This window comes from Curtobacterium sp. SP.BCo (genome assembly GCF_051903265.1).
Lineage (GTDB): Bacteria > Actinomycetota > Actinomycetes > Actinomycetales > Microbacteriaceae > Curtobacterium.
This window is the reverse complement of the sequence record NZ_CP194337.1, coordinates 1,644,069-1,669,492: the sequence shown is the minus strand read 5'-3', so window position 1 is coordinate 1,669,492 and position 25,424 is coordinate 1,644,069. Positions and strand designations below refer to the sequence as shown.

The following is a 25,424-nucleotide window of genomic DNA, read 5'->3' as shown; positions in this document are numbered from 1 at the left end:
CGCCCGCGTGCGCTCGTCAGGACGAGAGCGACGCCAGGCGAGCCGAACGACGCGCAGCCTGCTCGACGGGGTCCGGCACCGGCGCCGCCTGGACGAGCCGGCGCGTGTACGGGTCCTGCGGCGCGCGGAGTACGGCGTCGCGCGTGCCCGCCTCGGCGACCCGTCCGCCGTGCAGCACCACCACCCGGTCGCACAGCGTGTCGACGACGGCGAGGTCGTGCGTGACGAACAGGCACGCGAAGCCGAGGCGCTCCTGGAGTTCCCGGAAGACGTCGAGCACCCGCGCCTGCACCGACACGTCGAGGGCGCTCGTCGGCTCGTCGGCGATGAGCAGTGCCGGGTCGAGGGCGACGGCACGGGCGATCGCGACGCGTTGCCGTTGCCCTCCCGAGAGCTCGTGCGGGTACCGCTCGCGGAAGCCGCCGTCCAGCCCGACGTCGTCGAGCAGCCGTTCGACGCGGGACTCCACCTCGGCGCCCGGCAGGTGGAGGATCTGCCGCAGCGGTTCGGCCACGGTCTGGCCGACGGTGTACCGCGGGTTCAGGGAGCGCAGCGGGTTCTGGAAGACGACGCCGACGCGTCGACGCATGGCCTTCCGGGAGGCGCGACCCGCGCCCGCCACGTCGGTCCCCTCGACGACGACGGTCCCGCTGGTGATCGGCGCGAGACCGATGGCGGCGCGACCGATGGTCGTCTTGCCGCTGCCGGACTCCCCCACCAGGCCGACGATCTCGCCGCGACCGACCGTGAAGGACACGTCGTCGACGGCGCGGAAGCGGCCGCGGAGCGCACCGCCGTACTCGACCACGAGGTGCCGGACGTCGAGGACGGGCGACTGGGGCTCCGTGGCGGGGACGACCCGTTCCTCCAGGCCGGTCCCGGTGCCCATCCGTGGCACCGCCGCCAGCAGTTCCCGGGTGTACTCGGCAGCGGGCGCGGCGAAGACCGCGGCCGCCGTGCCGGTCTCGACGACGCGACCGCGACGCATCACGACGACGCGGTCGGCGATGTCCGCGACGACGCCCATGTCGTGCGTGATGAGGAGGATCGCGGTGCCGGTGCGCTCCCGGAGCGCGCGCAGGACGTCGAGGACCTCCGCCTGGACGGTGACGTCGAGGGCCGTCGTCGGCTCGTCGGCGATGAGCAGGTCCGGGTCGGCGGCGAGCGCCATCGCGATCATCACCCGCTGGCACTGCCCACCGGAGAGTTCGTGCGGGTACTGGCCGAGCCGACGTTCCGGTTCGGGGACCTCGACCGCGCGCAGGAGTTCGAGCGAGCGCTCGCGCACGGTGGGGCGGTCAGCGCCGGCGTCGGCACGACGGACGGCCTCGGCGAGCTGGAACCCGATGGTGAACACCGGGTTCAGCGCGGCCGACGGGTCCTGGAAGACCATCGAGACCCGACGGCCCCGGACGCCTCGGAGCGTGCGTTCGTCCGCACCGAGGACCTCGAGGTCGCCGATCCGGATGCTGCCGGACGCGGTCGCGCCGTCGGGTGCGATGCCCATCGCGGTCATCGCCGTCATGCTCTTCCCGGAGCCGGACTCCCCGACGACCGCGACGACCTCCCCGGACGCGACCGTGAACGACGCGTCGTCGACCGCGTGGACCACGTCCCCGTCCACGTCGAACGTGACGGTGAGGTGCTCGACGGTGAGGACGTCGCTCATGGGGTCTCCGATCGGTCGGTGTCGTCGCGGGCGGCCTTGAACGCCTCCCACTCCTCGAGCATCTTGCGGTGGTAGCCCTGCAGCCACTGCATGTAGTCGCGGCCGTTCAGCAGGCGCTCCCGGACCTCGGCGTCGACGTCGCCCGTGCCGGTGCGTCCGGCTGCCTCGACGACGGTGAGCCCGCGGCCGATGATGTCCCGCTGCCGGTCGAGGTACTTCCGTTCGCTCGCCAGCCACGATCCCCACACGTCGGCCTCGGCGCGGAAGTAGTGGCTGCGCTCGCCGGGCACGATGTGCCGCTTCACGAACCCGGAGTCGACGAGCCGCCGGGTGGCCATCGAGACCGATCCCGAGCTGGCACCGAGCGCCGCCTGCAGGTCGGCGGAGGACGAGTGCGGCGCACGGGTCATCATCAGGTACCCGAGCACCCGGGCGTCGGTGAGCGGCATGCCCGCGCCGTCGTTGAGCATGAGGGCGAACTCCTCGACGAACGCCTGCCGCTCGGGCTCGAGGACGACGTCGTCGACGCGGACCTCGTCGGTGCGGACGCCCGCGTCGTCGGCGCTCACGGTGCCAGTCCCGCCGCGACCTCGGGCGACTCGGACGGGATCGTCCACGGCTCCTCGGTCATGCCGCCGCCGGCACGGATCGAGCGGACGGTGCCGTCGGCGTCCCGCTGGTAGGTGATGGCCTCGTCGACGGACCCGAAGCGGTTGCCGTGGGTCATCCGGAGCGTGTCCGCGTCGACGACCTCGAGCCGGGTCGGCGTCTCCAGCGGCGCCGGTGCGGAGGGGTCGATCTCGACGAGCCGGTCGCCGAGCCGCGCGACGTCGCTGACACCCCACGGGTTCGCGAAGCGTCCGGTGAACGTGCTCGCGTCGACGTCGTCCGGGATCGGCGTCCCGGGGGCGTTCGCGTCGGCTGCGGCGTCGAGCAGGCTGATCACGGCGGTGGCGATGAGCGTCGCCGGACCGGCTGCGGCGCTCGTCATCACCGACACGACGAGTCCGGACGCCGGGTCGAACATCGACTGGGTGATGTGCCCGGGGAAGCCGCCGGAGTGACCGCGGATCTCCCGGCCGCCGATCCGGTCGACGATGAAGCCGGCACCGTAGCCGCGGGCCGCCGGGTCGTCGGTGGCGCTCCAGGCCTTGCGCTGCGCGAGCCGCTTCGAGTGGTCGTCGAGCAGCGTGCCCTGCCCGATGACGTGCTGCGAGAAGTACCGCACCAGGTCGGACGCGGTGCCGTGGAAGCCCGTCGCGGCGGCCATCGCGCGGGTGTCCACGTGGTCGATCCGCTGCCGGGTCCGTGCGGTGTGGAACCCGGTGTAGCCGACCACGAAGTCGTCGGCGCGGGCGGGGTCCCAGTCGGGGCCGGTGTTCCGCAGCCCGAGGGGTTCCGTGATCGACTCGCGGACGAAGTCGTTGTACGACCGCCCGGACACCGCCGCGATGACGAGCCCGAGCAGGGAGTAGCCGAGGTTCGAGTAGTTGAACGACGACCCGGTCGGGACCTTCTGTCCACGGTCGAGCACGAGCGCGAGGAGTTCCTGCTCGTCCGGGAACGGCCGGAGCAGCGACCAGTAGTCGCCGTCGTGGCCGTCGCGGATGACCCCGGCGCCCATCTCCATGAGCTCCCGGATGGTGGCGTCGGCGATCGGCGAACCGCCCTCGACCAGCGCCGGGACGTACGTGCCGACGGTGTCGTCGAGCCGGAGCGACCCGCGCTCGGCGAGCTGCAGGAGGGCCGTCGCGGTGAAGGTCTTCGAGTGCGAGGCGATCCGGAACAGGTCCGTGGTGGTGAGGCGACGGCCGGCCTCCACGTCGGCGTAGCCCCAGGCCTCGTCGAACAGCACCTCGCCGCCGTACCCGATCGCGACCTGCACGCCGGGGACCCGGAGTTGCCAGACCTTGTACGACACCCAGTCGTGGACGTAGGGCAGTGTCTTCCGGTACGCGGCGAGGGTGTCGGTCACGGTGGTCCTTTCGAGAGACGGTGGTTCGAGTCTGGCGCGTCAGCGCCGACGTGGGTCGAGCGCCGCGCGGAGCGTGTCGCCGAGCGCGATGACGGACAGCACCGTCACGGCGAGGAACACCGCGGGTGCGACGAGCATGTGCGGGGCGCGGAGGAACTGCGACGTCGCCGCCGAGAGCTGCAACCCCCAGGAGATCGCCGGGCTCTCCAACCCGATGCCGAGGTACGTCAGCGACGACTCCGACACGATGACCCCGCCGACCGTGATCGTGGCGAGGACGAGCAGCGGGGAGATCGACGACGGCAGCACGTACCGGGTCGTGATCCGCCACGTGGAGAGTCCCATCGTGCGGGCGGCGAGGACGAACTCGGCGTTCCGGACGCTCCGCACGCTCGACCGGACGAGGCGCGCCATCGTCGGCCAGCCGAACAGGGCGAGCACGAGCGACACCGTCAGCACCGAGCGCTCCCCCACGCTGTTCAGCACGACGACCGCGCCGAGCAGGAACGGGAAGCCGAGGAACACGTCGGTGAGGCGGGCGAGCACGGCGTCGACCCAGCCGCCGACCATGCCCGCGACGGTCCCGACGACCACGGCGACGATCCCGGCGAGCACGGTGGTGAGGAGCGCGACGGCGATCGACGACCGCGTGCCGTGGATCACGTTCGCGTACACGTCGCAGCCCTGCAGGTCGAACCCGAACGGGTGCCCGGCGGTCGGTGACGCGCCGCTCCGGCCGAGCTGGCAGACACGGGGGTCCCCGTGGCCGAAGAGTCCCGCGAAGAACGACGGGAAGAGCGCGATGAGCAGCACGACGACGAGGACCCCGGCGGGCAGCCAGAACCCCGGCCTCCGGACGGCGGCGCGCAGGGGACGGCGCTTCGTGGCGACGACCGGTTCGACGGTGGCGCCGATGGCGGAGGTGGTCATGCGGAGGCTCCCGTCCGGACCCGCGGGTCCAGTGCGGCGTGCAGCAGGTCGACGAGCACGCTCGTGACGAGGAACACCAGGATGAGGGCGGTGGAGATGCCGACGACGACCGCGCCCTCGTGCGACCGGATGCCCTGGAACAGCAGGTTCCCGACGCCGGGCAGGTTGAAGATGCCCTCGATGATCACGGTGCCGCCCATCAGGTAGCCGAGGTCCGTCGCCAGGTACGTCGCCGTCGGGATGAGCGAGTTGCGCATCACGTGCACACCGACGATCCGGCCCGGTGCGAGGCCCTTCGCGCGGGCGGTCCGCACGAAGTCGGCGTCGAGCGTCTCGATCATCGAGGTCCGTGTCAGCCGGGACACCGCGGCGAGCCCGAACAGCGCGATCACCAGCGCCGGGAGCACGTAGGCCGTCGGCCAGCCCGCGGTGGCCCCGGCGACCGGGAACCAGTGCAGCCGCACCGAGAACACCAGCTGCAGGGCCACGCCGAGCACGAACACCGGGATCGCCCCGACGACGATCGTGCCGACGAGCACCGTCTTGTCGAGGACGGTCCCGCGACGCAGGGCCGACACGACGCCGAGCCCGATGCCGAGGACGATCTCGAGCGCCCACGCGGTGAGCGCCAGCGTGATGGTGACCGGCCACCGCGAAGCCATCTGCTCCCCCACCGACTGCCCGGAGAAGTCGGTGCCGAAGTCGCCGCGGAACAGTCCACCGAGGTACTGCACGTACTGCAGCCAGAGCGGCTGGTCGAGGTGGTACTCCGCCCGCAGCGCCCGGACGACCGAGTCGCTGAGCGGTCGGTCCCCGCCGAGCGCCTTGATCGGGTCGCCCGGCAGCGCGAACGTCATCGCGTAGATGAGGAACGTCACGCCGAGGAAGACGATGACCAGGCCGCCGACCCGTCGGCCGACGGCGAGCGCGGGACGCATCACGCGCCTCCCGGCCGGCCGCTGGTGACGAGTGTCGGACCGGAGGCGCGGCTCGCGCCCGCCACGTGGCTCGCGCAGGCGAGGATCGCCCCGAACTGCACCCCCACCAACGTGCTGATCGGGATCGGTTCCGCGCCCGTCGCCGCGTCCGCCTGCCAGGTCGCGTACCGCTCCATCAGTCGGTCGCGCAGCCGCCGGACCGGCGCCGGGGCGGTGCCGGCGCCGGTCTCCGCCTCGAGCGCACGGAGCAGCATGCCGCCGTACCGGAGACGGAAGCAGCGGACGAGGTCCTCGCACCCGAAGCGCTCCGCGACGGTGGCCATCCGGTCGGCCGGTTCCCGGTCGGCCCGGGCGTGGTCGGTCTCCGGCGTCGCGGTGAGCATCGGGATGAAGGCGCGGGAACCCTCCAGGAACGGTGTCTCGATGGTGAGCATCGGCGACGCCTCGTCGAGGATCGCCTGCATCTCGGTCCCCGACGCCCCGAGCTCGTCGGCGCACCGGCGGAGCAGGTCGGCGTAGGACTCGTCCGTCGGGGTCTGGTCGTCGGCGTCCGGGTGGCTCCAGTACGGCAGCTCGGCGACCATGCAGAGCGCCCCGTGCCGCATCGCCCACGCCGCGCTGGACGCCCCGTGGATGTGCTCGCCGGGGTCGACACCGAGTCCTTCGAGGTACTCGTACGCCCGCTCGATGCCGTCCATCGCGAACACCGCCGGCGCGAGCTCCCGCAGGTACGGCGACTCGGGCTCCCCGGTGTCGAGCGGCAGTCCGAGCGCCGCGGGCACGGCGTGCAGGGTGTCGATCACGTCGGGGAGGTCCTCGGACAGGTAGTAGTAGACGCCGCCCATCTCGCCGTTGTGCAGACTGACGAGCAGGTCCGGCTCGGTGTCGTCGATGAGGCGCATGAACGCGAGGGTCTCCGGCAGCACCTGGTCGAAGTACACCGACTTGTACGCGTTCGGGAACGTCCACTCCACCTGGCTGTCCGGCGCCGGGCGGTGGAAGTGCCGCGAGTAGAACACCCGGTCGTGCGGGTCGTGGAACCACCCCTCGTTGAGCCGCATGCCGTCCGGGTCGATCGTCGGGACGATGTGCCAGGTGACGTCGAGCTCTGCCGACCCGCCCTCGACCGCCCACGTCGCCAGGTGCAGCGCCGTCCACGACCCGATCGGTTCGTTCGGGTGCACGCCGCCGACGATGACGGCGGCGTGCGACCCGGACCCGATCCGGTAGGAGTGGAGCGGCTCGCCGAGGCGGCTGGTGCCGATCCGGGTGACCGTGACCTGCTCCGGGTGGGCAGCCGCGAGGGCGTCGAACCGGGCGTGCAGGTCGTCGACGAGCGGGAAGCCGTCGTGCTCGGGGACCTCGGCGACGAGCCGGAGGACGGAGTCGGTGTCCATGTGGAGCCCTCCCGGACGCTACTTGACGGTGATCTGCGGGATGGCCGGGCTGCCGGCGACCGCCGGGAGCGTGGCGATCTTGTCGCTCGTCACGTACGAGTACTTGTCGAAGAAGGTCGGCACGATCGGGAAGTCCTGCAGCACCGCCTTCTGGGTCTGCGCGTAGTACTCGTTCGCCTCGGACTGCGACCCCGCGGAGTCGGCCTTCGCGAGCAGCGAGTCGACCTCGTCGGAGTGGTAGTACCCGGTGCAGGGTGCGCAGCCGCCGGCCGTGGTGAACAGCGCGCGGAGGGTGTTCTGCTGGCTGGTGTACAGCGCGCCCCAGTGGCCGAAGTGCGGGCCCTCGATCTTCTTGTCGGTCAGTTCGGAGTAGTACGAGGCCCAGTCGGTGGTGGCCTTCGCCTCGGTGTCCACCCCGAGGTTCTGCCGGATCTGGTTGGCGTACGCCTGGTACAGCGAGTCGAGGCCGCTGCCACCCGGGTAGACGAGGGTGATCGTGCCGTCGAAGCCGCCGGCCTTCGCGAGCAGCTGCTTCGCCGCTGCCGGGTCGAACTCGCAGGCGTCACCACAGATGCCCTCCTGCGTGCCGGACATCGACGGCGGCGTGAGCGCGGTGGCGGGTTCGTACAGGCCGCCGTAGATGGCTTTGTTCACCTGCTTCCGGTTGATCGACATCGAGATCGCCCGGCGGACGTCGGCGTTCGCGTAGCGCTCGTCCCAGAGCGGGAAACCGATGTAGTCGATGCCCGGGGCGTCGAAGGAGTGCAGCCGGTCGCCGAAGTCGGCCTTCGCACTGGTCATCTTGTCGGCGGGCAGGAAGAGCACGTCGGCGTTGCCGGCGAGGACGTCGGTGTACGCGGTGTTCATGTCGGAGTAGCTGCGGAAGGTGACGTCCTTCGTCGCGGGCTTCGTGCCCTCGTAGCCCTTCCACGCGGTGACGGTGAACTCCTGGTTCGCCTTCCACGGGGACTGCATCTCGTAGGGGCCGTTCCCGATCGGCTTCTTGTCGTACGCCTTCAGGTCCTCGTACGCAGCCTCGGGCATCGGGTAGAACGCGGTCTGCGCCTGGCTGAGCTGCAGCGGGAACTGGCTGTCCGCGTGGGTGAGGGTGACCGTGAAGGTGTCGTCGCCGGTGACCTTCAGTCCCGACATCTCCTTCGTCTTCGGCGTGCCGGAGGTGGGGTTGAGGTCCGAGTACCCGACGATCGCCGCGAGCTGCCCGCTGTTCTCCCAGGCGTTCGGGCCGTATGCGGTCTGGTTCCACGCCTTGACGTAGCTCTCCGGCGTGACGGTCTCACCGTTCTGGAACTTCCAGCCGTCGCGGAGCGTGATCGTCCACGTGACGTTGTCCTCCGACTCGACGCTCTTCGCGGCGACGTCGTGGAGCTTGCCCGCCGAGTCGGTCTGCGTCAGCGGGGCGAACAGGCTCTCCACCTGGTCGAACGCGACGGTCTGGCGACCGGGGGTGAGGTGGTCCGGCTCGCCCGTGGCGTAGACCAGGCTGCCGCCGGATCCACCCGACTGGTCGGCGGTGCCGCTCGCGGAACAGCCGGCGGTCATCAGCACCACGGCGGCTGCTGCAGCCACCGCGGCGATCGTCCTGCGTCGCATGAAATCTCCTCGGGTCGTCGTTGATCAGTGAAGCTAGGCCGGTCGAGGTCTCCGGAGCAACGGTTCTTTCAATGAACTCTGAAACTTTTACCGATCTGAAACACTCGGGAAACGGGAGCCGTCGCGCTCGAGGGACCCCGTGTGCCACGCTGGCGAGCATGCGCCACACACCGCACTTCCTGATGACGGACGTCGACGAGGTGCGGCGGCTCATCGGCGCCCACCCGTGGGCCACGATCGTGTCGCACACCGGCTCCGGACTCGTCGCGTCGCACTACCCGTTCCTGCTCGAGGCGGCCGACGACGACGAGATCGTGCTCGTGTCGCACGTCGGCCGCCCCGACGAGCAGGCGCACGAGCTCGGACAGCACGAGGTCCTCGTCGTGTTCCAGGGCCCGCACGGGTACGTCTCCCCCGCCTGGTACCCGCCGGAGCAGTTCGTGCCGACCTGGAACCACGTCACCGCGCACTGCTGGGGCACGCCGGAGATCCTGTCCGACGAGGAGAACTTCCGCGTGCTCGGCGAACTCGTCGACCACTTCGAGCGGGTGATGCCGTCACCGGTGTCCCTGCAGGTGGACGAGGAGACCGCCCGGCGGATGGCGAAGGGCACCGTGGGCATCCGCATCCGGGTCACCCGGTTCGACGCCCGCGCGAAGCTGTCGCAGAACAAGGCGCCCGAGGTCGTGGAGCGGATCGTCGCGGGGCTCCGCGGCGACGGCCCCTACGCCTCGCCGGTGCTCGCCGACGAGATGGAGCGAGCGCACGCAGCACGTGTCGACGGCCTGGAGGAACGGTGAGCGAGGTCCTGCTCCGCACCGTCCGGCGGGTGGGCACCTCGGGCGCCCCCGCCGACGTCCGCATCGTCGACGGGCGGGTCGCCGCGATCGCGCCCACCGGCACGCTCGACCCGTCCGGCCCGGACACCGACGTCGTCGAGGCCGCCGGCGCCTGGCTCGGGCCCGGCCTCGTCGACCACCACGTGCACTTCGACCAGTGGGCCCTGGTCCGCCGCCGCGTCGACGTCTCCGGGTGCGACTCCGCCGAGGCGACCGCCGACCTCCTCGCCGAGGTCGCGCGCACCGGCGTCGCCGACCGGGTGCTCGTCGGGCACGGCTACCGCGACGGCATGTGGCCCCGCCCCGCACGACGCGAGCTGCTCGACCGGGCCGTGCCGCGCCTCCCGGCCGTCGTCATCAGCGGCGACCTGCACGCGGTGTGGTGCAACGCCCTCGCGCTCGCGCACTTCTCGCAACTCGTCGGCCGACCGCTCGTCGCCGGCGAGGACGGCGTCCTGCGCGAACAGGACGCGTTCGACGTCACCGGCGCGCTGTCCCAGGTACCGGACGACGTGCTCGACGCGTACGCGGCCGACGCGGTCGAGGCGGCAGCCGCTCGCGGACTGACCCGTGTCGTCGACCTCGAGATGCGGTTCGGCCTCGACCGCTGGGCCCGGCGGATCCACGCGGGGACCGACGGCCTCCGGGTCTCGTCCGGCGTGTACCCGCTGGAACTCGACACCGTGCTCGTGCGTGGGCTCCGCACCGGCGACGTCGTCCCCGGCACCCACGGGCTGCTCACGATGGGGCCGTTCAAGGTGATCACCGACGGCTCCCTCGGCACGCGGACGGCAGCGGTCGTCGACGCGTACGGCGAGCTCGGCGGGCACGGGGTGCTCACCTGGCCCCTCGACGAGGTCGTGCCGATGGTCCGCCGCGCGGTCGACGCCGGACTCGTCCCGGCGATCCACGCGATCGGCGACCGGGCGAACACGCTCGCGCTCGACGTCTTCGAGGCCGTCGGGGCCCGCGGCACGATCGAGCACGCCCAGCTGCTGGCCGACGAGGACGTCGAGCGGTTCGCGCGGCTCGGCGTCGCGGCGTCGGTGCAGCCGGAGCACGCGATGGACGACCGGGACATCGCGGACCGCTACTGGGCGGGGCGAACCGACCGGGCGTTCGCGTTCGCGTCCCTGCACCGTGCCGGGGCCCGGTTGCTGCTCGGGTCGGACGCCCCCGTCGCCCCGCTGGACCCGTGGGTGTCGATGGCGGCCGCCGTCGGGCGGGATCGAGACGGCCGTCCCGCGTGGAACCCTGCCGAGCGCCTGGACGCCCTCACCGCGTGGCGGGCCTCGACCGACGGCCGGGTCGGCGTGGCCGTGGGGGACGTCGCCGACCTCGTGCTCGTGTCGGACGACCCGCTCGCGACGTCGGGGTCGTCGGCGGCGCTCCGCGCGATGCGGGTGCTGGCGACGGCGATCGAGGGGCGGTTCACGTACCGGGAGCGGTGACCGCCGCCGGCTACTTCTGGTCCTTCGGGCACCAGTAGAGCTTGCGTCCGGCCATGTCCGCCATCCGGATCTCCGTGCCGCAGACCCGACAGGGCTGGCCCTCGCGGTGGTACACCCAGTGCCGGTCCTTCCGCGACCGGAGCGCCTTCTTGCGGTCGGCGTCGGAGAGGCCGTCCATCGTCATCATCAGGCCGTCGCGGACGCCGTCGTGCAGGAGCTTCGACCAGTCCGCCCACAGCGCCTTCGCCTGCTTGACGGTGATCTTCTTGCCCGGCTTGTACGGGTCGATGCGCTGCCGGAACAGCAGCTCGGCGCGGTAGATGTTGCCGATGCCCGCGACCACCGACTGGTCCATCAGCAGCTGCCCGATCGCGACGTTGCGCTTCCGGACGTTGTCGACGAAGGTCTTCTCGGCTTCCGGCCCGTCGTCGTTGATCGGGTCCGGCCCGAGCTTGTCGAGCGCCTGCTGCACCTCGGCCGGGGTCTCCACGACGCAGGCGGTGGGCCCGCGCAGGTCGGCGACGGTGTCCTCGGTGAGGATGCGCACCCGCACCTGGCCGACCGGGTCCGGCGGGAAGGACTCGATCGGGTCCTCGACCTTCTCCTGCTCGGCCATCCGGTACCGGGCGAGCCGCGGCGCCCCGATCGACGTGAGCGACTCCTCGCCGTCACCGTCCTCGGACAGCTGTTCGGCGGACGAGACCACACCCGCGAAGTCCCACGCCCCGTAGAGCCCGAGGTGCACGCGGAGGAACAGGTCCCCTTCGAACTCGAGGAACATCTGCTTCGCCACCGCCCGGGCAGCGATCATCGTCTTGCCGTCGAGCTGCTCGGCCCCGGCCGCGAAGCGACCCTGCGGGCTGGACACCTCGCAGCGTTTGCCGACGAAGTGCCGGGAGAACTGGTTGGCGATGCGGTGGACGGAGTGACCCTCGGGCATGCGTCCTTGGTACTCCTGCTAGTCGTCGATCTGCTTACCGGCGATGTGCCCCGTCGTCTCGTACTCGGCGAGCTGGGCGATGCGGCGGGCGTGGCGCTCCTCGCCGGAGAACGGCTCGGCGATGAAGAGGTCCACGAAGCGGATCGCCTCGTCCTCGGTGTGCTGGCGGGCGCCGATGGAGATGACGTTGGCGTCGTTGTGCTGCCGGGCGAGGAGCGCGGTCGACTCGTTCCAGACGAGCGCTGCCCGGACACCCTCGACCTTGTTCGCGGCGATCTGCTCGCCGTTGCCGGAGCCGCCGAACACGACGCCGAGCGCCTGGACACCCGCACGCTGGTCCTGCACCACGGCGTGCGCGGCGTTGATGCAGAACGAGGGGTAGTCGTCGAGCGCGTCGTACTCGGTCGGACCGTGGTCCACCACCTCGTGCCCCGCTTCGGTGAGGTGCGTCGCGAGGGTCTTGTTGAACTCGAGGCCGGCGTGGTCCGTTCCGAGGTGGATGCGCATGGAACCGATCCTATTCCCGCGCGGGACCCGGTCCGGACGCGTGCTGCGCGTGCTGCGGCACGTCCGTCTCAGTGCGTGCGGACGACCACGACGACGTACCGCGCGGTGTCGTCGCCGGGGTTCCGGTAGACGACGTCGGCGGGCTCGCCGAGCTCGATCCGGTCCCCCGCGGACAGCCGTGTCGGCTCGCCGCCGACGACGACCTCGAGCACGCCGTCGACCACCCAGATGCAGTGCCGCAGAAACGCGTACGCGGACGCCGGGTAGGCCACTTCGCGGCCGGCCGGGAGGCGCACCTCGGTGACGTCCGCGGGGAACGTCGCACTCGAGACGGGACGACGCCGGTACCCGGTGTCGGGATCGGTCCAGGAGTCCGCGGTCGCGCCGCGCTGGACGCCGCGCGCCTCGTCGGGATCGGCCCCCCGCGGCACCTCGTGGTCGAGCGCTTCGTCGAGGAGCTGTGAGATCGTGAGTCCGAACGCTCCCGACAGTCGACCGAGGATCGTGGCCGTCGGGCTGGACACCCCACGCTCGACGCGGTTGATCATGGCCCGGGAGACGCCGGACTCCTCCGCGAGCTCGGTGAGGCTCCACTTCCGCTCGGTGCGGAGGCGCTGCAGGCGTTCGCCGAGTCGTCGCTGGTCGGCGTCATCGGGGTGCTCTCCCGTTTCCGCATCCGGCGCCACGTCGTCTACGATCTGAGACATGACGACAGCATATGCGACGAACGCGGGCGGGCCGGTCGCCGTCCGGGACTGCGAACCGCGCGACCTCGACGTCGTGCACGCGCTCCACGTCGACGCCGTCCTGCACTCCACCGCCATCTGGCAGGAGGAACCGCACCCGCGCTCGTACTTCGACGGCTGGCTCGCCGAGCGGCAGGCCGACGGGTACCCCGTCATCGTGGCCGAGGTCGACGGGCGCGTCGCCGGGTACGCCACGTACTCGCAGTGGCGGCCGCACCAGGGGTACCGGCTGACCGTCGAGCACAGCGTCTACGTCGTCGAGGAGTTCCGCGGTCGAGGCGTCGCCACGACCCTGATGCGCGCCCTCGTGGAGCGTGCGACGGCCGAGGGGCGGCACGTGATGATCGCCGGGATCTGCAGCACCAACACGGGATCGATCGCCCTGCACGAGCGGCTCGGGTTCACGACCGTGGCCGTGGTGCCCGAGGTCGGCCGCAAGTTCGACCGGTGGCTGGACCTGACGCTGATGCGGCTGCCGCTGGCCTGACGCGGCCGCCAGCCGGCGTCAGTCGATCCGGACTCGATCTCCACCAGACTCAACGGTTGCCCCGTCTGGCCCCCAAATCTGTTCGGTGTCTGCGACCGTGTCCAGGCCTTCCGATCGACGCCGAGCGCGCTCCGCTTCGAACAGTTGGTCCCCAAGGGGTGTGCTGATGAAGTAGCAGTTCCAGTCCGGCACCTCGGTCGGACCGATCGGCGAGTAATCAGCACTCACACGCTCGACCAGTGCATCGTTGGACCCTTGCCACGCCTGCCATTCGCCACCGTCGGCGTACCCGCCGATCGCCAGGAGACCTCCCTCGAGGAGGTCTCGCACGAGCGTGAGCACGTAGGCGCGTGTTTCGACGGGCGACCCACCACGATCGATCGCGAAGGTGGAGTCCCACCCGACCAGCGGAGACCCCGCCCCGTCGTGGAGATCGGCAAGGAGGAAGTATGTCAGGTCGTTCATGGTCGTCCTCCTGCGGGGAGCTGGTACGGCGGCGATCCGATCGGGAGGTGGATCTTCGTGGTCTTGAAGCCACTTCCCTTCGGCGGTTGGACGTCGATCGTCGGACCTCCAGAATGGCTCGTCGGTCGCCATTGAACTCGGGTGCCATCAGGCAGGACAACAGCCGACTGCCCAGGCTTGCTCGTGCTCACGGGCTTTCCGCCTCGGCTGAGTTCTTCCCAGGCCTCGACCAAGTCCTCAGGTGAGGCGACCTCGCGATGCGGCTTCGTCTCCCCTTGCTTGCCGATCTTCCGTGCGGCTTCGGTTGCGCCGGCCGCGTCCTCTGGCCCGCTTTCCCCTTGCGTGAGCGTGGACCCTCCGTGAGGATTCGCGACATCCTGCCTGAGCCGACCTGTGATGGGATCGTGCGTGCTCGACCACGCATCGGCGTCTGCCTGAGCCATGCGTTGGCGGAACGCATCCGCAGGCGTCTGCTGCTGCGTGTCGCCGCTCAGGCCGAACAAGATGCCGAGCAGTCCGAGCGCCGAAAGGCCCCCGACCGCCGAACCGCTGCCCGCAGCAGTTCCGCCCGCGGCGCCGAGCCACGGCCACGGGAACTGGAACGGCGTCGACGGGAACCCCGGGAGCGGCATCGGTGCCACCAGGCTCGCAGTCCGGACGTCGGTCCCGTCCGTCGCGAGCCCAGCCGTCGACTCGCCACCGGAGATCGCGCGGATCCGTCCGGCCAGTTCTCGCTGCCACGACTGCCACTGCTCGTTCCAGGCGGCAACGGCCGTGCGGAGTGCGGCGTCCTCGATGGCGAGCGCGGGGACCTGCTGCCACGGCGTGGAGCTGGTGGGCGGTTCGGGGAGCGCCGCGTCGTGGCGAGCGACGGCCGCGTGCAGACCGCCGGCGAACGAGGAGATCCGCTCGGCGAGCGCCGCGCGGCTCGTTCGGAACTCCGCGAACTCGAACGACGCGTCGTCCAGCAGGCGATCGAGTCGATGGACGCTGTCGGCAAGGTCGTCGGCGACCTTGGTCGAGCGGTGTGTCATGGTGGGCATCGCGTCGCTCACGCCGGGCATCTCGAACGCCGCGGGCATCGCTGACCAGGACCGGTCGCCGTCCGAAGCGGTCGCGCGGACCTGCTCCGCGACGGCACGGAGCGATGCTGCGGCCGCGACGACCGATGCCATGTCCAGTCGGATCTCGTCGAGCGCGTCAGCCGCGATGATCGCGGTCACCGACGTGCCGCCCGAACCGTCTGGGTCGCCATGTGTGCGTCAGCCTCGTCGACGGCGGCGAGCGCGACTGCGCCGACGGTGCTGACGGCGTGCAGGTGCGTGCCGATCCTCGACGCGGTCCCGGTGCGTCCCGCGCCGAACGATGTCAGTGCAGCCGCGATGTCGGGCGACCCGCCCGCCGCCGCGGCGAGCGCGTCGAGCGCATCGCGCATCGCTGCGGCCTGCTGTGCGACGTTCGCCGCGGCGACGCGCACGTCCGCGACCGTCCGTTCGGACGCCCCGCGGTCGACGCGGTACGACTCCCCCATCGAGATCCCCATCCCCTGATACTTCACCGTACGCAAGCGACCATAGCAGGGACCGGAGGCGCGGTGCCAGCCCGCGCCGTGCCTCCAGTCCGACCGCGACAGCTGCGCGTTCGCGCCCCGCTCCGGACATTGCGCCCCTGCACAACGGGGCGCGATGTTCGAAACGGGGCGCGGTTGTCGGACTGGAGGCGCGGTGCCAGCCCGCACCGTGCCTCCAGTCCGGAAGCGACAGCTGTCTCAGGCCGTGGTGTCGAAGATCGGGCCGACCGTGCGCGAGCGCTTCAGCTCGAAGAAGGCGGGGACCTTCGCGACGGCGACGACGCCGTCCCAGAGGTCGAGGGCCTCCTGGCCCTTCGGGGCTGGGGAGATCACGGGGCCGAAGAACGCGGTGCCCTCGACGGCGATGACCGGGGTGCCGACGTCCTGGCCGACGCGCTCGATGCCGTCCTGGTGGCTGGCGCGGACGGCCTGGTCGACCTCGTCCGTCCAGGCGTACTCGAGCAGGTCGGCGTCGAGGTCCAGCTCCGCGAGCACGGCGGGGACGACCTGCTCGGGGTCCTGCTCCTGACGGTGGTGGATGTGCTCGCCGAGTGCGTCGTAGAGCGGCTTCACGACGTCCTGGCCGTGCCGGAGCTTGGCGGCCGTGACGATCCGCGGGTACACCTGGCCCGCCGTCAGTCGTTCGCGGTACGTGTCCGGGACGTCCTGGTCCTCGTTGAGCACGAACAGGCTCATCACCTTCCAGGTGACGTCGAGGGGGCGGTGCCGGGCGACCTCGCCGACCCAGCGGCTCGTCATCCAGGCCCACGGGCAGTTCGGGTCGAACCAGAACTCCACGGTCGTGCGTTCGGTCGAGTTGTCCACAGTCGTCTCGGTCACGATGCGACTGTACGCGTGCTCGCTAGGCTGGGGTCGACCGTCCCGCCGGTGCACGACGCCGTGCCGGGACTCCCCCACGCGGACACCGATCGTCCGCGTCCGCAGCGAAGATGGAGCGTCCGTGCCCGGAGAGAACCTCACCCGAATCGAAGCCCAGGAACGTGCCGCGGTCGTCGACGTGCAGACGTACGACGTCGAGCTCGACCTGACCCGCGGCGCCGAGACCTTCGGCAGCACCACGCGCGTCCGGTTCGCCGCGACCCCGGGTGCGTCGACGTTCATCGACGCGATCACCAGGACGGTGCACTCGATCACGCTGAACGGCACGGTGCTCGACGTCGCCGCCGTGAACGACGGTGTCCGCATCCAGCTCGACGGGCTGCAGGAGCAGAACGAACTCGTCGTCGTCGCCGACGCGCTGTACACGAACACGGGCGAGGGCCTGCACCGCTTCGTCGACCCGGTCGACGACGAGGTCTACCTGTACTCCCAGTTCGAGGTGCCGGACTCGCGACGCATGTTCGCCGTGTTCGAGCAGCCCGACCTCAAGGCCGAGTTCACCTTCACCGTGACGGCGCCGTCCCGCTGGCAGGTCGTCTCGAACTCCCCGACGCCCGAGCCGCACGTCGACGGCGACAGCGCCACGTGGTCGTTCACGCCGACGGCGAAGATCTCCAGTTACATCACCGCACTCGTCGCCGGCCCGTACGAGGTCGTCCGCGACGAGCTCACCAGCCGTGACGGCCGCACCATCCCGCTCGGCGTCTTCGCGCGCAAGTCGCTGGCCGAGTACCTCGACCCCGAGTACGTGTTCGACATCACGAAGAAGGGCTTCGCCTACTACGAGGAGAAGTTCGACGTCGCGTACCCGTTCGAGAAGTACGACCAGCTGTTCGTGCCGGAGTTCAACGCCGGCGCGATGGAGAACGCCGGCGCGGTCACCTTCACCGAGACGTACGTGTTCCGCTCGAAGGTCACCGACGCCATCAAGGAGCGCCGGGTCGTCACGATCCTGCACGAGCTCGCGCACATGTGGTTCGGCGACCTCGTCACCATGAAGTGGTGGAACGACCTGTGGCTCAACGAGTCCTTCGCGGAGTGGGCCTCCACCATCGCGACGGCCGAGGCCACCGAGTGGACCGAGGCGTGGACGACGTTCCAGGCGATGGAGAAGTCCTGGGCGTACCGGCAGGACCAGCTCCCGTCGACGCACCCGATCGTCGCGACGATCAACGACCTCGAGGACGTGCAGGTCAACTTCGACGGCATCACCTACGCGAAGGGCGGCTCGGTCCTCAAGCAGCTCGTCGCGTGGGTCGGCATCGACGCGTTCTTCGCCGGGGTGTCCGCGTACTTCAAGAAGCACCACCACTCGAACACGGAGCTCCGCGACCTGCTCGTCGAGCTCGAGGCGACCAGTGGCCGTGACCTGTCCGAGTGGTCGAAGCTCTGGCTCGAGACCGCTGGCGTGAACACGCTGCGCCCGGAGATCGAGGTCGACGAGTCCGGCGTCATCACCTCGTTCGCCGTCCTGCAGGAAGCGCCAGCGGACCACCCGACGCTCCGCCCGCACCGTCTGGCGATCGGTGTGTACGCCTTCGCGCAGGACGCCGAGGCCCCGTTCGGCGCCGACACCGCGTCGGCCGGCGGCAAGCTCGAGCGCACGCACCGGGTCGAGATCGACGTCGACGGCGCCCGCACCGAGGTCCCCGAGCTCGTCGGTGTGCACCGCGGCGACCTCGTGCTCCTCAACGACGACGACCTGGCGTACGCCAAGATCCGTCTCGACGAGCAGTCCCGCCGCACCGCGATCGAGCACCTCGCCTCGATCGCGAACCCGCTCGCCCGCTCGATCGTCTGGGGCGCGATGTGGGACGCCACGCGCGACGCCGAGTCCCCGGCCAGCGACTACGTGCGCCTCGTGCTCGGCAACATCGCGACCGAGACCGAGTCGACGACGATCCGCACCACGCTCTCGCAGCTGCTGCTGACCGCCCGCAACTACGTCGCCCCGGCGAAGGTCGACGGCACGGTCCGGACCGTCGGCGAGACGCTCTGGAACCTGGCGTCGAGCGCCGAGGCCGGCTCGGACGCGCAGTTCCAGTTCGTGAAGTTCTTCGCGCAGATCGCCTCGACGCCGGAGCACGTCGCCACGCTGACGGGGCTCCGCGACGGTTCGGTCGCGCTGAACGGACTCGAGATCGACACCGACCTGCGCTGGGAGCTGCTCGAGGGCCTCGTGCTCGTGGGCGCGGCGTCGGGTGCCGAGGTCGACGCCGAACTCGCCGCGGACAAGACGGCGTCGGGCGAGCAGGCCGCGGCGCGTGCCCGTGCGACGATCCCGACCGCCGAGGGCAAGCTCGCGGCGTTCTCGTCGCTCGTCGACTCCTCGGAGCTGCCGAACGCGATCGTCCGCCAGACCACCGTCGGGTTCCAGCACGTGAACAGCCCGGTCGTGCTCGAGGGCCTCGTCCCGAAGTACTTCGACGTGCTCACGCGCATCTGGGCCGAGCGGAGCTACCACATCGCCGACACCATCGTCACGGGCCTCTACCCGGCGCCGCTCGCGTCGGCCGAGCTGCGTGACGCGGCGACGGCCTGGCTGGAGGCGCACCCGGAGACCCCGGCGCTGCGCCGCATCGTCTCGGAGAGCCTGGCGGGCACCGAACGTGCCCTCCGGGTCCAGGCAGCGGACGCCTGAGCATCGGGTGACCATCGGCGGGGTCGTGGCGTTCCTCAGCGGACGCCATGGCCCCGCCCTTTAGCATCGACCGGATCATGACCTTGGCTGCAACCACCGATGAGACCACGAAGGCCGTCTCGAACGCCTTCACCGACTTCGTCACCACCTGGCACGACGCGATCGTCATCGTCATCACGATCCTCGTGGCGGTCGTCCTCCGCCTGATCCTGCGTCGGGTGATCCGGCAGGTCGTCGACCGCGTCGTGTCCGGGGTGAAGAAGCGTCAGGGTGCGACGGACACCCAGGCGCTGATCGCGTCCCCCATCCAGACGGCTCGCGTCGTCCAGCGCACACGCACGTTGGGCAGCGTGCTGCAGAACCTCGCCACGGTGCTCGTCGTGGTGATCGCCCTCGTCATCATCATCCCGCTGCTCGTCCCGAACGCCGCGGTCGGCATCGTCGGTGGGGCCTCCCTCGTCGCAGCCGGCCTCGCCGTCGGCGCGCAGAGCATCGTTAAGGACCTGCTCTCCGGCATCTTCATGATCCTGGAGGACCAGGCCGGCGTCGGCGACGTCGTCGACACCGGGCAGGCCACGGGCGTCGTGGAGAACGTCGGGCTCCGGGTGATGCAGATCCGTGACGTGAACGGCATCCTGTGGTTCGTGCCGAACGGGCAGATCCTGCGCGTCGGGAACCTCTCGCAGGGCTGGTCGCGGGTGCTGGTGGACATCACCGTGCCGTACGACACCGACATCGACGCCGTGCAGGACGCCCTGCTCAAGGCCGCGGTCACGATGTCGCAGGAGCCCCGGTGGCGCCAGCGCATCGTCGAGAAGCCCGAGATCTGGGGCCTGCAGTCGATCACCGACGCGGGCATGGTGTTCCGGCTGGTCGTGAAGACGCGGGCGTCCGAGCTCGACGTCGTCGGCCGGGAGCTCCGGGTTCGCCTGAAGCACGCCGTCGACGAGCTCGGGGTGACCCTGCCGGCGATGGCGATGATCATGCCGGCGGGCTGGGAGAACGCGACCTCGATCAACGGTCTCCGCACGGTGCGGACGCAGCCGACGCCGGCGCCGACGAAGCCCCGGCGCGGCCGGAAGAACGTCCTCGGGCAGCCGATCCACACTGACGACCACGACGGGCAGGACCCCCGATGAGCACGTCCGACCCGACCGGCCCGACCCGCTCGACCGGCCCGGCGCGGCTGACACCGTCGAACCCGGCCCAGCCCATCACGCTCCGCGTCGGCGAGCACGGCGTCTCCGCCACCGGTTCCCTCTACGACCGCATCGGCGGCGCCCCCACGTTCGATCGGCTCGTCCGGCGCTTCTACGAGGGCGTCCAACAGGACGACGTCATCTGGCCGATGTACCCGGCGGACGACCTCGAAGGAGCGATCTGGCGCCTGTCCGCGTTCCTGCAGCAGTACTGGGGCGGGCCGGGGACCTACAGCGAGGAGCGCGGTCACCCTCGGCTCCGGATGCGCCACAACCCGTTCCGCATCACCTCCGAGGCGCGCGAACGCTGGCTGCACCACATGCGCGAGGCGGTCGAGTCGCTCGGACTCGCCCCGCTCGACGAGGCGGAGCTCTGGGCCTACCTCGACCGCGCCGCGCACGCGATGACGAACACCTTCGACTGACCGGTCGGCGCATGCCGACGGCTGACCCCTTGACGCTCTCCGTCGACTGGTCATAACCTCTCCACACCATTCCGCAACGTCCTTGCAGAATGGTGTGGTCCGGGCACGGCGCCCACTCCCGAGGGCCGCGACGCCTCATGAGGAGAACCATGCAGGTCGTTCCGAAACTCGCCGCCGTCGGAGCCGGGGTCGCCCTGCTCGCCGCGGCCGTCCTCCTGCCGCACACCGCCGATGCGGCGAGCGGCAACCTCGTGTCGAACCCCGGGTTCGAGACGGGGACCACGAGCGGGTGGGTGTGCTCCGGCGCCTCGGTCGTCAGCACCCCGGTCCACTCGGGCGCGAAGGCGCTGTCCGGAGCACCGTCGTCGTCGGACACCGCGCAGTGCTCGCAGACGATCGCGGTGCAACCGAGCACCTCGTACACGCTCTCCGCCTGGGTCTCGGGCAGCTACGTGTACCTCGGGGAGAGCGTCTCCGGCGCGAGCACGTGGACCTCGAGCTCCGGGTACACGCAGCTGTCGACGACGTTCACCACGGGAGCGTCGCAGAAGACCGCCTCCGTGTACGTGCACGGCTGGTACGGCCAGGGCGCGTACCTCGCCGACGACGTCGCGCTGGCGGGTCCGGCCGGCAGCGGCACCACGCCGACCCCGACGGCGTCCTCCACCCCGACGCCCACCCCCACCGCGACACCCACACCGACGCCCACGCCCACCCCGACACCCGGGAACGGCACCGGTCCGGCCGCCCAGCTGCCGAAGCACACCCTGACCGGCTACTGGCAGGACTTCGACAACGGCGCGAAGGCCCTCCGCCTGAGCGACGTCCCGACCAGCTACGACCTCATCGCGGTCGCGTTCGCGAACGCCGACTCCGGCAAGCCCGGTGCGGTGACCTACTCCGTCGACCCGGGGCTCGCCACGAAGCTCGGCGGCTACACCGATGCGCAGTTCACGGCCGACGTCCGGACCGTGCACGCCCGCGGCCAGAAGGTCATCGTCTCGGTCGGCGGTCAGAACGGCACCATCTCGGTGTCCGACAGCACCTCCGCGGCGAACTTCGCCGCGAGCGTCGACTCGCTCATGAACACGTTCGGGTTCGACGGCGTGGACATCGACCTCGAGAACGGTGTCAACCCGACGTACATGGCGCAGGCGCTGCACACCGTGGCGGCGAAGCACCCGGGGATGATCATCACGATGGCCCCGCAGACGATCGACATGCTCAGCACGTCGTCCGACTACTTCGCCCTCGCGCTGAACATCAAGGACATCCTCACGATCGTGCAGACGCAGTACTACAACTCGGGGTCGATGAACGGCTGCGACGGCGGTGTCTACGCGCAGGGCTCGGTCGACTTCGCGACGGCACTCGCGTGCACCTCGCTGCAGGGCGGACTCCGCGCGGACCAGGTCGGCCTCGGCTTCCCCGCCTCGACCAGCGGCGCCGGGAGCGGGTACGTCGCACCGAGCGTCGTGAACAACGCGATGACCTGCCTCGCGACGGGCACGGGCTGCGGGAAGTTCGTCCCCGGTGCGAAGTACCCCGGCCTCCGCGGTGCGATGACCTGGTCGATCAACTGGGACGCGTCGAACGGCTACGCGTTCGCGAACGCGGTCCGGCCCGTCCTGAACGGGCTGGGCTGACGGTTCCGGGCTGACGCCCGATCGGACTGGAGGCACGTGACGACGCCGTCACGTGCCTCCAGTCCGTCACCCGGTCACCTACCGGACGTAGGAGCCGTCGGCCAGGTCGTCGACGAGCGGCGGGCGCGTCGGGTTCCACCCGAACGCGGCGCGCGCGTGCGCGCCGGAGGCCTCCTGGTGCATGAGCAGGGCGTCGGCGTAGACGGTCCCGAGGCGTTCCCGGCTCGCGTCGACGCTCTCGGGCACCACCGGCGAACCGTGCGCCCCTGCTTCGGCGATCTCCCGCACGGTCGGGTTGTCCCCGGTCGCCGCGAGGACGTACCCGTCCTGTTCGCCGCGGTGCACCGCCAGGACGTACAGCTCGCCGAGGTCGTCGATGTGCACCGTCGTCCAGCGCTGCGAACCGTCCCCGACGAGCCGGACCTCGTGCGCACCGTCGCCGACGAACATCGCCGGGATCCCGGCGCCGCGTCCGTAGACGATCCCGGGCGCGACGATCGTCGTCCGGACATCGCTCGCCCGCACCGCGGCCTCGTTGGGACCGCGCCAGGCCGTCATCGCCGGCGGCGACGCGGGCGACTGCTCGGAGATGTCCGTCGAGTCGCCGAAGGTGAAGATGCCGCCGGTGTGCACGAACGGCTTCGGCGTCCCGCCGAGGGCGTCGAGCACCGTCGCGATGAAGCCCTCGTCGACGCCCTGCGCGGACGCGGTGTGCACCACGGCGTCGGCCTCGTGCGCGAGACGGCGGACCACGTCGGTGTCCGTGACGTCACCGACGAGCGCACGCCCGCCGGCATCGCGGACCGCCTGCGCCTTCTCGTCCGTGCGGACGAGGGCCGTGACCTCGTGCTCGTGCGCGACGAGGGCGCGGAGGACCGAGGAGCCGATGTAGCCGGAGGCACCGGTGAGGAAGACACGCATGGCCCCAGCCAATCACGGCCGGTCCGGCGAGCGCTCGCTAGGGGTTCAGGGTCCAGGCGCGACGCTTCACGAGCACGTGCCCGCGACTCGTCGTCAGCCGGCTCCAGGGGCCTGTCTCGAACAGGCGCACGGGGTCGTGCCCGAGGAACCCGAGGCTCTCGCCCGCGAACCCCGCACCGGCCGGCACGTGCTCGATGCCCGCGACCGGTCGGCCCCAGACCTCGGAACGGACCTTGCGGACGATGGCTTCGCCCGCGTTCGACGGAACCGCGTCGGCGACCTCGGCGATGCCGTCGCGGGCCGCACGGCGGAGGTGCTCCGGCGAGACGTCCGGCAGCGGCACCCATCCGCCGCGGGGCGGGGAGATCGCTGCCCACGTCACGGTGTGGACCTCGTGCGGGAGCTCCACCTCGATCGGGGTCGCACGGGTCGGGTCCGCGCCCTCGGCGTGCTCGGCGTCCTGCGTCTCGGCGAGCAGCCGCAGCCGCTCCTGCATCGACGCCAACGGCACGACGGCGTCGATGGTCGCCGGCTCGGCGAGGGAGAACGTGCGGAGACCGAGCACCGTCGGCAGCTCGTCGAGCAGGCCGAGCGGGTAGAGGATCGCGGTGTAGACCGCCAGGACGCCCGAGTCGGCGATCAGGCGGACGGAACCGTCCTCGATGCGGGCGGCCCGTCCGAGGTAGGTGCGGAGGTCCCCGAGGGAGGCTGCGTCGGAAAGCGTGAACGAGGTGCCCATGTCACCACGGATCCTACCGGCCGCGGCTGTCAGCGACGGCCGTTCGTAGACTGCTCGTGTGAACGGCGAACCGGACTTCCTCAGCACCCTCCGACTCGAGGACACCGGCGCGAGCACCGGCGAGACCATCCTCACCGGGGCGAGCCACTGGTCCCCCGGCGGACGCGTGTTCGGCGGTCAGGTCCTCGCGCAGTGCATCGTCGCTGCGCAGGCCACCATCGAGGACCGCGACATCCACTCGATGCACGGGTACTTCCTGCGCCCCGGTGACATCGACGTGCCGATCACCTTCGGCGTCGAGCGCATCCACGACGGCCGGTCGTTCGCCACCCGACGCGTGCAGGCGTACCAGCGCGGCGTGCCGATCTTCTCGATGATCGCGTCGTTCCAGCGTCCGGACACCGGCGTCGAGCACCAGGACCCGTTCCCGGTCGACGTCCCGGCGCCGGAGTCCCTGCCGTCGGCGGCGTCGATCCTCTCCGCGATCGACCACCCCGTCGCCCGGGCCTGGGCCGAGCGGTCCATCGACCTCCGACACGTCGAGGGTCCGGTGTTCGTCGACGTGCAGGGCGAGCACCTCCCCCACCAGGCCGTCTGGTTCCGCGTCGAAGGCGACCTGCCGGACGACCCGGCACTGCACCGGGCCGTGCTCGGGTACGCCAGCGACCTGTCGATCCTCGAGCCGATCATGCGCCGACACGGCGTCGCGTGGGGAACGCCCGGGGTGAAGAGTGCGAGCCTCGACCACGCGATGTGGTGGCACCGGGACGGCCGGGCCGACGAGTGGGTGCTCTACACGCAGGAGTCCCCGAGCGCGCAGGGCGGTCGGGGACTGGCGTTCGGCCGGATGTTCTCGGCGGACGGGCGGCTGCTGGCGTCGGTCGCGCAGGAAGGGATGATGCGCATCCCGCGCTGACCGTGGTGGCCGCACTGGCCGTGCTGCCCGGGGCCTACGGTCGGGAGAACTCGACCGCGGGTTCGGTGTACGGCGCGCACGCCTCACGCTCGGCGTCGGTGAGGCGACGCGGCCGGTTGGTCGTCGCGTCCACCATCACGAGCGCCGTGGTCGCACGTGTGTAGAGCACCGCGGGCTCGTGCCCGACCGGTGACCACACCTCGTACGAGACGTCGATGCTCGCGCCACCGATCCGGCCGATCCACATCTGGACGTCGAGGGGACGGCGCAGGTACGGGATCGATGCGAGGTACTCGAGGCGCTGGGCCGCGATCACCGTCATCGTGCCCGAGCCCGGTCGCCCGTCGATGATCGGCTCCGGCAGCTCGCCGTCGCCGCCCTCGTCGGAGGGGTCGTGGCCCCAGAACCCCACGATGCGCGCCTCCTCCAGGAGACGCAGCATCGCGGAGTTGTTGACGTGTCCGTACGCGTCGATGTCGCTCCACCGCATGCGGATGGGAGCGTGCAACCGA

Annotated in this window: 25 protein-coding genes; 8 read left to right on the top strand and 17 right to left on the bottom strand. The window is 71.0% G+C overall.

The features are described from left to right. Positions 1–16: 16 nt before the first annotated feature. Genes ACRQ4B_RS08030 through ACRQ4B_RS08000 form a run of 7 tightly spaced genes read right to left on the bottom strand, consistent with a single transcriptional unit; the run spans position 17 to position 8,520 of the window. Positions 17–1,669: a dipeptide ABC transporter ATP-binding protein gene (locus ACRQ4B_RS08030; RefSeq protein ID WP_439694176.1), complete on the bottom strand. Its 1,653-nt coding sequence runs from the start codon at positions 1,667–1,669 to the stop codon at positions 17–19. Beyond that, positions 1,666–2,238 (bottom strand): GbsR/MarR family transcriptional regulator, encoded by a 573-nt coding sequence (locus ACRQ4B_RS08025; RefSeq protein WP_439694175.1) that lies wholly within the window; start codon positions 2,236–2,238, stop codon positions 1,666–1,668. The genes ACRQ4B_RS08030 and ACRQ4B_RS08025 overlap by 4 nt, the downstream gene beginning before the upstream one ends. Continuing rightward, complete coding sequence (locus ACRQ4B_RS08020) at positions 2,235–3,644, bottom strand: serine hydrolase (protein ID WP_439694174.1); 1,410 nt, start codon at positions 3,642–3,644, stop codon at positions 2,235–2,237. Before ACRQ4B_RS08020 ends, ACRQ4B_RS08025 begins: the two co-directional genes overlap by 4 nt. 39 nt (positions 3,645–3,683) lie before the next feature. Further along, the gene (locus tag ACRQ4B_RS08015) at positions 3,684–4,574 is read right to left on the bottom strand and encodes an ABC transporter permease (protein ID WP_439694173.1); all 891 of its coding nucleotides are present in this window, start codon (positions 4,572–4,574) and stop codon (positions 3,684–3,686) included. Continuing rightward, complete coding sequence (locus ACRQ4B_RS08010; protein WP_439694172.1) at positions 4,571–5,512, bottom strand: ABC transporter permease; 942 nt, start codon at positions 5,510–5,512, stop codon at positions 4,571–4,573. Before ACRQ4B_RS08010 ends, ACRQ4B_RS08015 begins: the two co-directional genes overlap by 4 nt. Further along, positions 5,512–6,909, bottom strand: a complete 1,398-nt coding sequence (locus ACRQ4B_RS08005) for a M14 family zinc carboxypeptidase (RefSeq protein WP_439694171.1) — start codon at positions 6,907–6,909, stop codon at positions 5,512–5,514. The genes ACRQ4B_RS08010 and ACRQ4B_RS08005 overlap by 1 nt, the downstream gene beginning before the upstream one ends. Before the next feature lie 18 nt (positions 6,910–6,927). Further along, the gene (locus ACRQ4B_RS08000) at positions 6,928–8,520 is read right to left on the bottom strand and encodes a peptide ABC transporter substrate-binding protein (RefSeq protein WP_439694170.1); all 1,593 of its coding nucleotides are present in this window, start codon (positions 8,518–8,520) and stop codon (positions 6,928–6,930) included. Between the two features lie 158 nt (positions 8,521–8,678). On the opposite strand from ACRQ4B_RS08000, the gene ACRQ4B_RS07995 reads away from it, so the two are divergent. Continuing rightward, a complete protein-coding gene (locus ACRQ4B_RS07995; protein ID WP_439694169.1) occupies positions 8,679–9,320 on the top strand; it encodes an FMN-binding negative transcriptional regulator in 642 nt (213 codons plus the stop codon). Then, positions 9,317–10,810, top strand: a complete 1,494-nt coding sequence (locus ACRQ4B_RS07990) for an amidohydrolase (RefSeq protein WP_439694168.1) — start codon at positions 9,317–9,319, stop codon at positions 10,808–10,810. Before ACRQ4B_RS07995 ends, ACRQ4B_RS07990 begins: the two co-directional genes overlap by 4 nt. 10 nt (positions 10,811–10,820) lie before the next feature. On the opposite strand, the gene ACRQ4B_RS07985 is transcribed toward ACRQ4B_RS07990, so the two are convergent. From ACRQ4B_RS07985 to ACRQ4B_RS07975, 3 genes are all read right to left on the bottom strand, one after another. Beyond that, complete coding sequence (locus ACRQ4B_RS07985; protein WP_439694167.1) at positions 10,821–11,750, bottom strand: Fpg/Nei family DNA glycosylase; 930 nt, start codon at positions 11,748–11,750, stop codon at positions 10,821–10,823. Between the two features lie 18 nt (positions 11,751–11,768). Further along, positions 11,769–12,257, bottom strand: coding sequence for a ribose-5-phosphate isomerase (locus tag ACRQ4B_RS07980; RefSeq protein ID WP_439694166.1), 489 nt, complete (start codon positions 12,255–12,257; stop codon positions 11,769–11,771). Between the two features lie 68 nt (positions 12,258–12,325). Then, positions 12,326–12,964: a helix-turn-helix domain-containing protein gene (locus ACRQ4B_RS07975; RefSeq protein WP_439694165.1), complete on the bottom strand. Its 639-nt coding sequence runs from the start codon at positions 12,962–12,964 to the stop codon at positions 12,326–12,328. On the opposite strand from ACRQ4B_RS07975, the gene ACRQ4B_RS07970 reads away from it, so the two are divergent. After that, entirely contained in the window at positions 12,963–13,490 is a 528-nt protein-coding gene (locus ACRQ4B_RS07970) for a GNAT family N-acetyltransferase (RefSeq protein WP_439694164.1), read from the top strand. The genes ACRQ4B_RS07975 and ACRQ4B_RS07970 overlap by 2 nt on opposite strands. A gap of 18 nt (positions 13,491–13,508) precedes the next feature. Here ACRQ4B_RS07970 and ACRQ4B_RS07965 read toward each other — a convergent pair whose 3' ends face one another. The 4 genes from ACRQ4B_RS07965 to ACRQ4B_RS07950 form a co-directional block, all read right to left on the bottom strand. Further along, on the bottom strand, positions 13,509–13,955 hold the full coding sequence (locus ACRQ4B_RS07965; protein WP_439694163.1) for a hypothetical protein: 447 nt from the start codon (positions 13,953–13,955) through the stop codon (positions 13,509–13,511). After that, a complete protein-coding gene (locus ACRQ4B_RS07960; protein ID WP_439694162.1) occupies positions 13,952–15,178 on the bottom strand; it encodes a hypothetical protein in 1,227 nt (408 codons plus the stop codon). Before ACRQ4B_RS07960 ends, ACRQ4B_RS07965 begins: the two co-directional genes overlap by 4 nt. After that, positions 15,175–15,498 carry a hypothetical protein gene (locus tag ACRQ4B_RS07955; protein ID WP_354030328.1) on the bottom strand — a complete coding sequence of 108 codons (324 nt, stop codon included), beginning with the start codon at positions 15,496–15,498 and terminating at the stop codon, positions 15,175–15,177. The genes ACRQ4B_RS07960 and ACRQ4B_RS07955 overlap by 4 nt, the downstream gene beginning before the upstream one ends. A gap of 225 nt (positions 15,499–15,723) precedes the next feature. Continuing rightward, entirely contained in the window at positions 15,724–16,365 is a 642-nt protein-coding gene (locus ACRQ4B_RS07950; RefSeq protein ID WP_439694161.1) for a mycothiol-dependent nitroreductase Rv2466c family protein, read from the bottom strand. A gap of 121 nt (positions 16,366–16,486) precedes the next feature. Here ACRQ4B_RS07950 and pepN point away from each other — a divergent pair, with 121 nt between their 5' ends. From pepN to ACRQ4B_RS07930, 4 genes are all read left to right on the top strand, one after another. Then, the gene (gene pepN / locus ACRQ4B_RS07945; protein WP_439694160.1) at positions 16,487–19,066 is read left to right on the top strand and encodes an aminopeptidase N; all 2,580 of its coding nucleotides are present in this window, start codon (positions 16,487–16,489) and stop codon (positions 19,064–19,066) included. Between the two features lie 77 nt (positions 19,067–19,143). Continuing rightward, positions 19,144–20,205 (top strand): mechanosensitive ion channel family protein, encoded by a 1,062-nt coding sequence (locus ACRQ4B_RS07940; RefSeq protein WP_439694159.1) that lies wholly within the window; start codon positions 19,144–19,146, stop codon positions 20,203–20,205. Then, the gene (locus tag ACRQ4B_RS07935; RefSeq protein WP_439694158.1) at positions 20,202–20,690 is read left to right on the top strand and encodes a globin; all 489 of its coding nucleotides are present in this window, start codon (positions 20,202–20,204) and stop codon (positions 20,688–20,690) included. Before ACRQ4B_RS07940 ends, ACRQ4B_RS07935 begins: the two co-directional genes overlap by 4 nt. 149 nt (positions 20,691–20,839) lie before the next feature. Next, positions 20,840–22,336: a chitinase gene (locus tag ACRQ4B_RS07930; RefSeq protein ID WP_439694157.1), complete on the top strand. Its 1,497-nt coding sequence runs from the start codon at positions 20,840–20,842 to the stop codon at positions 22,334–22,336. A 78-nt stretch (positions 22,337–22,414) separates the two neighbouring features. Here the strand turns inward: ACRQ4B_RS07930 and ACRQ4B_RS07925 are convergent, their stop codons facing one another. Both ACRQ4B_RS07925 and ACRQ4B_RS07920 read right to left on the bottom strand, forming a co-directional pair. Then, the gene (locus tag ACRQ4B_RS07925; protein WP_439694156.1) at positions 22,415–23,257 is read right to left on the bottom strand and encodes an NAD(P)H-binding protein; all 843 of its coding nucleotides are present in this window, start codon (positions 23,255–23,257) and stop codon (positions 22,415–22,417) included. A 37-nt stretch (positions 23,258–23,294) separates the two neighbouring features. Beyond that, positions 23,295–23,996, bottom strand: a complete 702-nt coding sequence (locus ACRQ4B_RS07920; protein WP_439694155.1) for a hypothetical protein — start codon at positions 23,994–23,996, stop codon at positions 23,295–23,297. A gap of 58 nt (positions 23,997–24,054) precedes the next feature. On the opposite strand from ACRQ4B_RS07920, the gene ACRQ4B_RS07915 reads away from it, so the two are divergent. Beyond that, the gene (locus ACRQ4B_RS07915) at positions 24,055–24,912 is read left to right on the top strand and encodes an acyl-CoA thioesterase (protein WP_439694154.1); all 858 of its coding nucleotides are present in this window, start codon (positions 24,055–24,057) and stop codon (positions 24,910–24,912) included. A 34-nt stretch (positions 24,913–24,946) separates the two neighbouring features. Here ACRQ4B_RS07915 and ACRQ4B_RS07910 read toward each other — a convergent pair whose 3' ends face one another. Continuing rightward, positions 24,947–25,402, bottom strand: coding sequence for an acyl-CoA thioesterase (locus tag ACRQ4B_RS07910; protein WP_439694370.1), 456 nt, complete (start codon positions 25,400–25,402; stop codon positions 24,947–24,949). Positions 25,403–25,424: the final 22 nt, after the last annotated feature.

Excerpts from the sequence above, each read along its gene's own strand:
- ACRQ4B_RS08030 (WP_439694176.1), bottom strand. The coding sequence starts at position 1,669 with ATGAGCGACGTCCTCACCGTCGAGCACCTCACCGTCACGTTCGACGTG.
- ACRQ4B_RS08015 (WP_439694173.1), bottom strand. The coding sequence starts at position 4,574 with ATGACCACCTCCGCCATCGGCGCCACCGTCGAACCGGTCGTCGCCACG.
- ACRQ4B_RS08010 (WP_439694172.1), bottom strand. The coding sequence starts at position 5,512 with ATGCGTCCCGCGCTCGCCGTCGGCCGACGGGTCGGCGGCCTGGTCATC.
- ACRQ4B_RS08005 (WP_439694171.1), bottom strand. The coding sequence starts at position 6,909 with ATGGACACCGACTCCGTCCTCCGGCTCGTCGCCGAGGTCCCCGAGCAC.
- ACRQ4B_RS08000 (WP_439694170.1), bottom strand. The coding sequence starts at position 8,520 with ATGCGACGCAGGACGATCGCCGCGGTGGCTGCAGCAGCCGCCGTGGTG.
- ACRQ4B_RS07995 (WP_439694169.1), top strand. The coding sequence starts at position 8,679 with ATGCGCCACACACCGCACTTCCTGATGACGGACGTCGACGAGGTGCGG.
- ACRQ4B_RS07985 (WP_439694167.1), bottom strand. The coding sequence starts at position 11,750 with ATGCCCGAGGGTCACTCCGTCCACCGCATCGCCAACCAGTTCTCCCGG.
- ACRQ4B_RS07980 (WP_439694166.1), bottom strand. The coding sequence starts at position 12,257 with ATGCGCATCCACCTCGGAACGGACCACGCCGGCCTCGAGTTCAACAAG.
- ACRQ4B_RS07970 (WP_439694164.1), top strand. The coding sequence starts at position 12,963 with ATGACGACAGCATATGCGACGAACGCGGGCGGGCCGGTCGCCGTCCGG.
- ACRQ4B_RS07975 (WP_439694165.1), bottom strand. The coding sequence starts at position 12,964 with ATGTCTCAGATCGTAGACGACGTGGCGCCGGATGCGGAAACGGGAGAG.
- ACRQ4B_RS07965 (WP_439694163.1), bottom strand. The coding sequence starts at position 13,955 with ATGAACGACCTGACATACTTCCTCCTTGCCGATCTCCACGACGGGGCG.
- ACRQ4B_RS07955 (WP_354030328.1), bottom strand. The coding sequence starts at position 15,498 with ATGGGGATCTCGATGGGGGAGTCGTACCGCGTCGACCGCGGGGCGTCC.
- ACRQ4B_RS07940 (WP_439694159.1), top strand. The coding sequence starts at position 19,144 with ATGACCTTGGCTGCAACCACCGATGAGACCACGAAGGCCGTCTCGAAC.
- ACRQ4B_RS07935 (WP_439694158.1), top strand. The coding sequence starts at position 20,202 with ATGAGCACGTCCGACCCGACCGGCCCGACCCGCTCGACCGGCCCGGCG.
- ACRQ4B_RS07930 (WP_439694157.1), top strand. The coding sequence starts at position 20,840 with ATGCAGGTCGTTCCGAAACTCGCCGCCGTCGGAGCCGGGGTCGCCCTG.
- ACRQ4B_RS07925 (WP_439694156.1), bottom strand. The coding sequence starts at position 23,257 with ATGCGTGTCTTCCTCACCGGTGCCTCCGGCTACATCGGCTCCTCGGTC.
- ACRQ4B_RS07920 (WP_439694155.1), bottom strand. The coding sequence starts at position 23,996 with ATGGGCACCTCGTTCACGCTTTCCGACGCAGCCTCCCTCGGGGACCTC.
- ACRQ4B_RS07910 (WP_439694370.1), bottom strand. The coding sequence starts at position 25,402 with ATGCGGTGGAGCGACATCGACGCGTACGGACACGTCAACAACTCCGCG.